Consider the following 8,249-nt stretch of genomic DNA (forward strand, 5'->3'; position numbering starts at 1 on the left):
CCCCCCCGCGAAGCGATGTTCAGTATCCGGCCGTCGCCGGCGGCCTCCATCGCGGGCAGGTAGCGGTGGGTGAGTTCGGCCACCGAGGTCATCAGCACCTGCAGGAAGTCGGCGTGGGTCTTCCAGTCGGCGGAAAGATAGCGGCCGGGCACGCCGTAGCCGGCGTTGTTCACCAGCGTGGCGATGAACAGCCCGCGCTCCTGGGTTTGTTCGAACAGGCGCGCCGGGGTGGCGGGATCGGCCAGGTCGGCGGCGATCACCACGCAGTCCACCTGCGCAGAGAGCTCGGCGGCCAGCGCCTGCAGCCGGTCGGCGCGGGGCGCCCCCAGCCCCCGCGGCAAGCCCCGGCGGGCCGATTCGCGGGCCAGCGCGGCGCCAATGCCGCTGGAGGCCCCCGTGATCAGGGCGTGGCCACGGGGAAGGGCAGGGGTCATGGCAGGGGGCTCGTGCGGCGGGATGGCCGCATTATCACCGGCATGGCCCCCGGTTCGTCAGGTCCTGGCCGGGCGCGGTATCCTTCACGCCTGATTCCGAGGACACCGACATGCGCCCGAAGATTGTGGCCGGCAACTGGAAACTGCATGGGGACCGCGCGTTCGCGCGCGCCCTGATGGATGAACTGGTGGCGGCGCCGCGCGCGGCCGGCGTGGAAATGGTGATCCTGCCGCCCACCCCTTACCTGGGCGAGCTGGCCGACCGCTACCTGCGTGACGGCCTGGCCTTTGGCGGCCAGGACCTGGACGTGAACGACCAGGGCGCCTACACCGGCGAAACCTCGGGCCGCATGCTGCGCGACGTGGGGGCGCGGTACGTGCTGGTGGGTCATTCCGAGCGCCGCCAGTACCACGAAGAGGACAGCCAGCGCGTCGCCGAGAAGTTCGTCGCCGCCCAGAAGGCCGCCCTCACGCCCATCCTTTGCGTGGGCGAGACCCTGGGCCAGCGCGAGGCGGGGCATACCGAGTGGGCCCTCCAGCGCCAGCTCGAGCCGGTGCTGGAGCTGGCGGGCATCGCGGCCTTCGGGCACGCCGTGCTGGCGTATGAGCCGATATGGGCCATCGGCACCGGGCGGACGGCCAGCCCGGACCAGGTCCAGGAGGTCCACGCCTTCCTCCGTGGCGAACTGCGCGCACACGATGCTAGAATCGCCGGCTCGCTGCCCCTGCTTTACGGTGGCAGCGTCAAACCCGCCAACGCGGCCGAGCTGTTTTCCCAGCCCGACGTCGACGGCGGCCTCATCGGGGGCGCGTCCCTCGTGGCCCAGGATTTCCTGGCAATCGCTGCCGCGGCGGCGAGGTAAACGTACACACCATGCTGCTCACCATCATCAGTGTCATCTATGTGCTGGTCGCGATCTCGATGATCGTGCTCATCCTCATGCAGCGCGGCTCGGGCGCCGCTGCAGGTTCCGGCTTCGGCGGCGGTGCCTCGGCCACCGTGTTCGGCGCGCGCGGTTCCGCCAACTTCCTGTCCACGGCCACCAAGTGGCTTGCCGTCGTGTTCTTCGCGATGAGCCTGGGCATGGCGTGGAACGCCACCCGCAGCACCACCAGCCTGGCGCCTGTGGAAGACATCGGCGCGATGTCCGAAGTGCCCACCGCGGCCGTGGCCGACCCGGCCCCGGCGGCCAATGGTGACGTTCCCGTGATCCCGGCGGCTCCCGTTCCCGCTGCCGGCGGCACCGGGGAAGTTCCGGCGGCGCCGGTTGAATCCACCGAAGCGGAGCCGGTTGCGCCGGCACCTGCGCAGGGTGATGAAAAGGGCAGCCAGGAAGGCTGATCCGCTGCTATAATTTGCCGCCTCCGCTCATGCATTGATTGAGTGGAGGCACACCTGCCCGGGTGGCGGAATTGGTAGACGCACTACCTTGAGGTGGTAGCGACTTAGGTCGTGGGGGTTCGAGTCCCCCCTCGGGCACCAACTTGTTGTACGGGCTGCCGCCCGGCGAAGCTGGAGCGGCGGCACGAACGCGCCCAAGGGCGCAAGGGTGAGGACGCGCGCGTGCTGGGCGAATATCTGCCGATCCTGCTTTTCCTTTTCGTGTCCACCGGTCTGGGCATCGTCCTGCTGGTGTTGGGTTGGGGCCTTGGCCCGAAGCGACCCACGAGCGAAAAACTCTCGCCGTACGAATGTGGATTCGAGGCCTTCGAGGACGCGCGCATGCAGTTCGACGTGCGCTACTACCTCATCGCCATCCAGTTCATCATCTTCGACCTGGAAATCGCCTTCGTATTCCCCTGGGCGGTCAACTTCCGCAACCTCGGCATCGTCGGCCTCACCGAAATGGGCATCTTCATCGGCCTGCTGGTGCTGGGCTACATCTACGTCTGGAAGAAGGGAGCCCTGGAATGGGAGTGACCTCCGCGATCGCGCGCGTGATGAACAACCCCGAGCCGATCGGGGTGGTGGACGACATCCTGCGCCCCGAGGGCGACAACCCGCTGATCGAGCGCGGCTTCGTCACCACCAACGTCGACACGCTGGTGAACTGGGCCCGCACGGGCTCGATGTGGCCGATGACGTTTGGCCTGGCCTGCTGCGCCGTGGAAATGATGCATGCGGGCGCCGCGCGCCTGGACCTGGACCGGTTCGGCGTCATCTTCCGGCCGTCGCCGCGCCAGTCCGACGTGATGATCGTGGCCGGCACGCTGGTGAACAAGATGGCGCCGGCGCTGCGCAAGGTCTACGACCAGATGCCCGAGCCCAAGTGGGTGATTTCGATGGGCAGCTGCGCCAACGGCGGCGGCTACTACCACTATTCCTATTCGGTGGTCCGCGGCTGCGACCGCGTCGTGCCGGTGGACATCTACGTGCCGGGCTGCCCGCCGACGGCCGAGGCGCTCATCTACGGCATCCTGCAGCTGCAGAAGAAAATCCGCCGCACCAACACCATCGCCCGCTAAGGACCCAGCCGACGCCATGGTCGAAACCACCACCAGTTTCATCGAACGCCTGAAGGCTCGCCTCGCCGAGCGCGTGGTGTCGGTGCGCGAAGCGCTGGGCGAAACCACGCTGGAAGTCACTCCCGAATCCTGGTTCGAGTCGGCGCGCATTCTGCGCGACGAGCCCGATTTCGGGTTCGAGCAGCTGGTTGATCTGTGCGGCGTCGATTTCCTGGGCTACGGCGACGACGAGTGGGAAACCACCGACGTTTCCAACGAAGGCTTCTCGCGCGGCGTCGACGGCGCCGGTCCGGGCCGCTTCAGCTGGGAAAACCGCCCGCGCGGCAACGGCCCCGAGCGTCGCTTCTCGGTGGTGGTGCACCTGCTTTCGGTGCGCAACAACCGCAGGCTTCGCTTGCGCTGCTTTGCGGCTGACAACAGCCTGCCGACCGTCTCGTCGCTCGTGGATGTATATCCCGTGGCAAACTGGTTCGAGCGCGAATGCTTCGACCTGTTCGGCATCCTCTTCGAGGGTCACCCGGACCTGCGCCGCATCCTCACCGACTACGGCTTCGTCGGCCATCCGTTCCGCAAGGATTTCCCGCTGACCGGCAACGTCGAAGTGCGCTACGACGCCGAACGCCAGCGCGTGGTCTACGAACCCGTCTCGATCGAACCACGCGTCGGCGTGCCGCGCGTGGTGCGCGAGGACTCGCGCTGGCAGCAGGCCGCCAGCGAGCATCCGCGAAAGGATCCGGCCACGCCATGACCCAGGAAATCCGCAACTACACCCTCAACTTCGGCCCCCAGCACCCGGCCGCGCACGGCGTGCTGCGCCTGGTGCTGGAGATGGACGGCGAGGTGGTGCAGCGCGCCGACCCGCACGTGGGGCTGCTGCACCGCGGCACCGAGAAGCTGGCCGAATCCAAGCCCTACAACCAGTCCATCGGCTACATGGACCGGCTCGACTACGTGTCGATGATGTGCAACGAACACGCCTACGTGCTGGCCATCGAAAAGCTGCTGGGGGTCGAGGCGCCCATCCGCGCCCAGTACATCCGCACCATGTTCGACGAGATCACCCGCATCCTGAACCACCTGATGTGGATCGGCTCCAACGGCCTCGATCTTGGCGCGATGGCGGTGTTCCTTTATGCGTTCCGCGAGCGCGAAGAGCTGATGGACTGCTACGAGGCGGTTTCCGGCGCGCGCCTGCATGCCACCTACTACCGGCCGGGCGGCGTCTTCCGCGACCTGCCCGACGCCATGCCCAAGTACCGCGAATCGCCGTGGCGCAAGGGCGTGGACCTCAAGCGTGCCAATGAATGGCGCGAGGGCTCGCTGCTGGACTACCTCGACGCCTTCACCAGCGACTTCCCGCAGCGCGTGGACGAGTACGAGACCCTGCTCACCGACAACCGCATCTGGAAGCAGCGCACCGTTGGCATCGGCGTGGTGCCGGTGGACATGGCGCTGGCGTGGGGCATGACCGGCCCGATGCTGCGTGGCTCGGGCCTGGCCTGGGACCTGCGCAAGAAGCAGCCCTACGCCGCCTACGACAAGGTCGACTTCGACATTCCCGTTGGCGTGCAGGGCGACTGCTACGACCGCTACCTGGTGCGCGTCGAGGAAATGCGCCAGTCCAACCGCATCATCAAGCAGTGCGTCCAGTGGCTTCGCGCCAACCCGGGCCCGGTGATGGTGAAGAACTTCAAGGTGGCGCCGCCGTCGCGCGCCGAGATGAAGGACGACATGGAAGCGCTGATCCACCACTTCAAGCTCTTCACCGAAGGCTACTGCACGCCGGCCGGCGAAGCGTACGCCGCGGTCGAAGCGCCCAAGGGCGAGTTCGGCGCGTACATCGTTTCCGACGGCGCCAACAAGCCGTTCCGCCTGAAGCTGCGCGCCCCGGGCTTTGCCCACTTGTCTTCCATGGACACGATCGTGCGCGGCCACATGTTGCCCGACGTCGTTGCGATGATCGGAACCTACGACATCGTCTTCGGCGAAATCGATCGCTAAGGATTGTTTGACCGATGAAAGCCACAGGAAATTTCGCTGCCTGCCAGGACGTCGACCCTATGGTTGCGCTCAGCGACGCCACGCGCGCGCACATCGACCATTGGGCCGCCAAGTTCCCGGCCGACCGCAAGCGTTCGGCCGTCATCCAGGGCCTGATGGCCTCGCAGGAACAGAACGGCGGCTGGCTGAGCGACGAGATCATCGCCGCCACCGCCAAGTACCTGGGCCTGCCGCCGGTGTGGGCCTATGAAGTGGCCACGTTCTATTCGATGTTCGACCTGGTCCCGGTGGGCCGGCACAAGGTCGCCATCTGCACCAACATCAGCTGCTGGCTCAACGGTGCCGAAGGCATCGTCAGCCACTGCGAGAAAAAGCTCGGCATCAAGCACGGCGAAAGCACGCCGGACGGCCGCATCTTCCTCAAGATCGAGGAAGAGTGCCTGGCCGCCTGCTCGGCGGCGCCGATGATGGTGATCGACGGTCATTACCACGAGCGGCTCACCACTGAAAAAGTGGACGCCCTGCTCGACGGACTGGAGTAAGCAAGGCCATGGCGCACGCTTCCCACTATTCCCAGCCCACCGGCCCCGTCGGCCCGGCGCCGCAGGAGCACAACGTCGTCTACACCACGCTGCACTTCGACAAGCCGTGGTCGTACGACAACTACCTCAAGACCGGCGGCTATGCCGCATGGCGCAAGATCCTCACCGAGAAGATGGACCCGGCCGCGGTGATCGAGATGATCAAGCAGTCGGGCCTTCGCGGTCGCGGCGGCGCCGGCTTCCCGACCGGGCTGAAGTGGAGCTTCATGCCGCGCAACTCGCCGGGGCAGAAGTACATCCTGTGCAACTCCGATGAATCCGAGCCGGGCACCTGCAAGGACCGCGACATCCTGCGCTACAACCCGCATTCGGTGATCGAGGGCATGGCCATTGCCTGCTACGCCACCGGCTGCACCGTGGGCTACAACTACCTGCGCGGCGAGTTCCACCACGAGCCCTTCGAACACTTCGAGGAAGCGCTCAAGGAAGCCTACGCCAACGGCTGGCTGGGCAAGGACGTGCTGGGCTCGGGCGTGGACGTGGACATCCATGGCGCGCTCGGCGCCGGCGCCTACATCTGCGGCGAAGAGACCGCGATGATGGAGTCGCTGGAAGGCAAGAAGGGCCAGCCGCGCTACAAGCCGCCGTTCCCGGCCAACTACGGCCTGTTCGGCCGCCCGACCACGATCAACAACACCGAAACCTACGCCTCGGTGCCGGCCATCATCCGCAACGGCGGCGAGTGGTTCCTGAACCTCGGCAAGCCCAACAACGGCGGCCCGAAAGTGTTCTCGGTGTCTGGCCACGTGGACAAGCCCGGCAACTTCGAGATCCGCCTCGGCACCCCCTTCAGCGAGCTGCTGGCCATGGCCGGCGGCATGAAGGGTGGCCGCAAGCTCAAGGCCGTGATCCCCGGCGGGTCGTCCATGCCGGTGCTGCCCGCCGACACCATGATGGCCTGCACGATGGACTACGACTCGATCCAGAAGGCCGGTTCCGGCCTGGGTTCGGGCGCCGTGATCGTAATGGACGACACCACCTGCATGGTGCGTGCCTGCCAGCGCATTGCCCGCTTCTACTACGCCGAGTCCTGCGGCCAGTGCACGCCCTGCCGCGAGGGCACGGGCTGGATGTACCGGGTGCTGACCCGCATCGTGGACGGTCACGCCACGATGGAAGACCTGCACATGCTCAAGGGCGCCGCGGGCCAGATCGAAGGCCACACCATCTGCGCGTTCGGCGAAGCCGCCGCCTGGCCGGTGCAGGGCTTCCTGCGCCACTTCTGGCACGAGTTTGAGTACGCCATCGTCAACAAGCGCTTCTACGTGGACGATGAAGCCAAGGGCCAGCTGGCCACGGCGGAGGCCGCATGAGCGCTGTCCCCGTCGCTCCCAACGTCGCCCCCGACGTGGTGAACATCGAGATCAACGGCGTGGCCATGACCGCGCCCAAGGGCTCGATGATCATCCAGGCCGCCGACAAGGCCGGCATCCCGGTGCCGCGCTTCTGCTACCACGAGAAGCTTCCCATCGCGGCCAACTGCCGCATGTGCCTGGTGGACGTGGAGAAGATGCCCAAGCCCGCGCCGGCCTGCGCCACGCCGGTGATGGAAGGCATGAAGGTCACCACCCAGACCAAGCGCGCGCTCGACGCGCAGCGCAACGTCATGGAATTCCTGCTGATCAACCACCCGCTGGACTGCCCGATCTGCGACCAGGGCGGCGAGTGCGAACTGCAGGACGTGTCGATGGGCTACGGCCGGTCGGTGTCGCGCTACGTCGACCGCAAGCGCGTGGTCGTGGACGAGGACCTGGGTTCGCTGGTCGCCACCGACATGACCCGCTGCATCCAGTGCACGCGCTGCATCCGCTTCACCGCCGACATCGCCGGCACGTTCGAGCTGGGCGGCATGTATCGCGGCGAAGACCTGCAGATCGGCACCTACGACGGCAAGCCGCTGATGACGGAACTGTCGGGCAACGTGATCGACGTCTGCCCGGTGGGCGCCCTCACCAACAAGGTCTTCCGCTACCGCGCCCGCGCCTGGGAACTGGTGGCGCGCGAGAGCATCGGCTACCACGACGCCCTGGGCTCCAACCTTTACCTGCACGCCCGCCGCGGCGACGTGCTGCGCACCGTGCCGCGCGACAACGAAGCGGTGAACGAGTGCTGGCTGTCGGACCGCGACCGCTATTCGCACCAGGGCCTCGCCGCCGCCGACCGCGCCACCCGGCCGCTGGTTCGCGAAGGCGACGCCTGGCGCGAAGCCAGCTGGGACGAGGCGCTGCCGCTGGCCGCCAGGCTGCTGCAGGACGCCGGCGATTCGCTGGGCGTGCTGGCGCACCCGGCCACGTCCAACGAAGAGGGTGGCCTGCTGGCCGCGCTCGCCCTGGGCCTGGGCACCGGCCATGTGGACCATCGCCTGTCGGCGCTGGACTTCGCCGACGACGCGTTCGCTGAAACCTTCCAGATGCCGGTCGCCGAACTCGAGCAGGCCGACGTCGTGCTGCTGGTGGGCTGCAACCTGCGCCATGAACTGCCGCTGCTGCACCAGCGCCTGCACAAGGCCGGCAAGGCCGGCGCCAAGGTGTTTGCCATCAACCCGGTGGACTACGAGTTCACGTTCGCCGTCTCCGGCAAGCGCATCGTTGCGCCGTCGCAGCTGCCGGGTGCATTGGCGGCCGTGGCGCAGGCTGCGGGGGCATCGCTGCCGGCCGCCATCGCCGTGCACGACCATGACGGTGCGAAGGCCATGGCCGACGCGCTCAAGAACGCCGCCAACGCCGTCGTGATCCTGGGCGAAACC

10 protein-coding genes and 1 tRNA gene are annotated in these 8,249 nt (G+C 67.2%); 10 read left to right on the forward strand and 1 reads right to left on the reverse strand.

The features are described from left to right. Positions 1 to 434 (reverse strand): SDR family NAD(P)-dependent oxidoreductase (locus K0M70_RS15525; protein ID WP_290783519.1); only part of this gene is annotated, 434 nt, incomplete at its 3' end. Between the two features lie 110 nt (positions 435 to 544). Between K0M70_RS15525 and tpiA the strand changes: the two genes are divergently transcribed. From tpiA to nuoG, 10 genes are all read left to right on the forward strand, one after another. After that, positions 545 to 1,297, forward strand: coding sequence for a triose-phosphate isomerase (tpiA, locus tag K0M70_RS15530; protein ID WP_290783522.1), 753 nt, complete (start codon positions 545 to 547; stop codon positions 1,295 to 1,297). An 11-nt stretch (positions 1,298 to 1,308) separates the two neighbouring features. Then, on the forward strand, positions 1,309 to 1,776 hold the full coding sequence (gene secG / locus K0M70_RS15535; RefSeq protein ID WP_290783525.1) for a preprotein translocase subunit SecG: 468 nt from the start codon (positions 1,309 to 1,311) through the stop codon (positions 1,774 to 1,776). 56 nt (positions 1,777 to 1,832) lie between these two features. Next, positions 1,833 to 1,917 (forward strand) — tRNA-Leu (locus K0M70_RS15540). Between the two features lie 81 nt (positions 1,918 to 1,998). Then, a complete protein-coding gene (locus K0M70_RS15545; protein WP_290783526.1) occupies positions 1,999 to 2,355 on the forward strand; it encodes an NADH-quinone oxidoreductase subunit A in 357 nt (118 codons plus the stop codon). After that, positions 2,346 to 2,900, forward strand: a complete 555-nt coding sequence (locus K0M70_RS15550; protein WP_290783529.1) for an NADH-quinone oxidoreductase subunit B — start codon at positions 2,346 to 2,348, stop codon at positions 2,898 to 2,900. Before K0M70_RS15545 ends, K0M70_RS15550 begins: the two co-directional genes overlap by 10 nt. Before the next feature lie 16 nt (positions 2,901 to 2,916). Continuing rightward, on the forward strand, positions 2,917 to 3,648 hold the full coding sequence (locus K0M70_RS15555) for an NADH-quinone oxidoreductase subunit C (RefSeq protein WP_290783532.1): 732 nt from the start codon (positions 2,917 to 2,919) through the stop codon (positions 3,646 to 3,648). Next, on the forward strand, positions 3,645 to 4,901 hold the full coding sequence (locus K0M70_RS15560; protein ID WP_290783535.1) for an NADH-quinone oxidoreductase subunit D: 1,257 nt from the start codon (positions 3,645 to 3,647) through the stop codon (positions 4,899 to 4,901). Before K0M70_RS15555 ends, K0M70_RS15560 begins: the two co-directional genes overlap by 4 nt. A gap of 14 nt (positions 4,902 to 4,915) precedes the next feature. Beyond that, positions 4,916 to 5,443, forward strand: a complete 528-nt coding sequence (nuoE, locus tag K0M70_RS15565; RefSeq protein ID WP_290783538.1) for an NADH-quinone oxidoreductase subunit NuoE — start codon at positions 4,916 to 4,918, stop codon at positions 5,441 to 5,443. 8 nt (positions 5,444 to 5,451) lie between these two features. Continuing rightward, positions 5,452 to 6,816 (forward strand): NADH-quinone oxidoreductase subunit NuoF, encoded by a 1,365-nt coding sequence (gene nuoF, locus K0M70_RS15570; protein ID WP_290783540.1) that lies wholly within the window; start codon positions 5,452 to 5,454, stop codon positions 6,814 to 6,816. Beyond that, positions 6,813 to 8,249: NADH-quinone oxidoreductase subunit NuoG (gene nuoG, locus K0M70_RS15575; RefSeq protein ID WP_290783543.1), on the forward strand; the 1,437-nt coding region annotated here is incomplete at its 3' end. The genes nuoF and nuoG, both read left to right, overlap by 4 nt.

Source organism: Arenimonas sp., assembly GCF_019459675.1.
In the GTDB taxonomy this organism is placed as follows: domain Bacteria; phylum Pseudomonadota; class Gammaproteobacteria; order Xanthomonadales; family Xanthomonadaceae; genus Arenimonas.

Coding starts and splice junctions, on each gene's coding strand:
- K0M70_RS15560 (WP_290783535.1), top strand. CDS start 3,645: ATGACCCAGGAAATCCGCAACTACACCCTCAACTTCGGCCCCCAGCAC.
- nuoF (WP_290783540.1), top strand. CDS start 5,452: ATGGCGCACGCTTCCCACTATTCCCAGCCCACCGGCCCCGTCGGCCCG.
- K0M70_RS15555 (WP_290783532.1), top strand. CDS start 2,917: ATGGTCGAAACCACCACCAGTTTCATCGAACGCCTGAAGGCTCGCCTC.
- tpiA (WP_290783522.1), top strand. CDS start 545: ATGCGCCCGAAGATTGTGGCCGGCAACTGGAAACTGCATGGGGACCGC.
- K0M70_RS15550 (WP_290783529.1), top strand. CDS start 2,346: ATGGGAGTGACCTCCGCGATCGCGCGCGTGATGAACAACCCCGAGCCG.
- secG (WP_290783525.1), top strand. CDS start 1,309: ATGCTGCTCACCATCATCAGTGTCATCTATGTGCTGGTCGCGATCTCG.
- nuoE (WP_290783538.1), top strand. CDS start 4,916: ATGAAAGCCACAGGAAATTTCGCTGCCTGCCAGGACGTCGACCCTATG.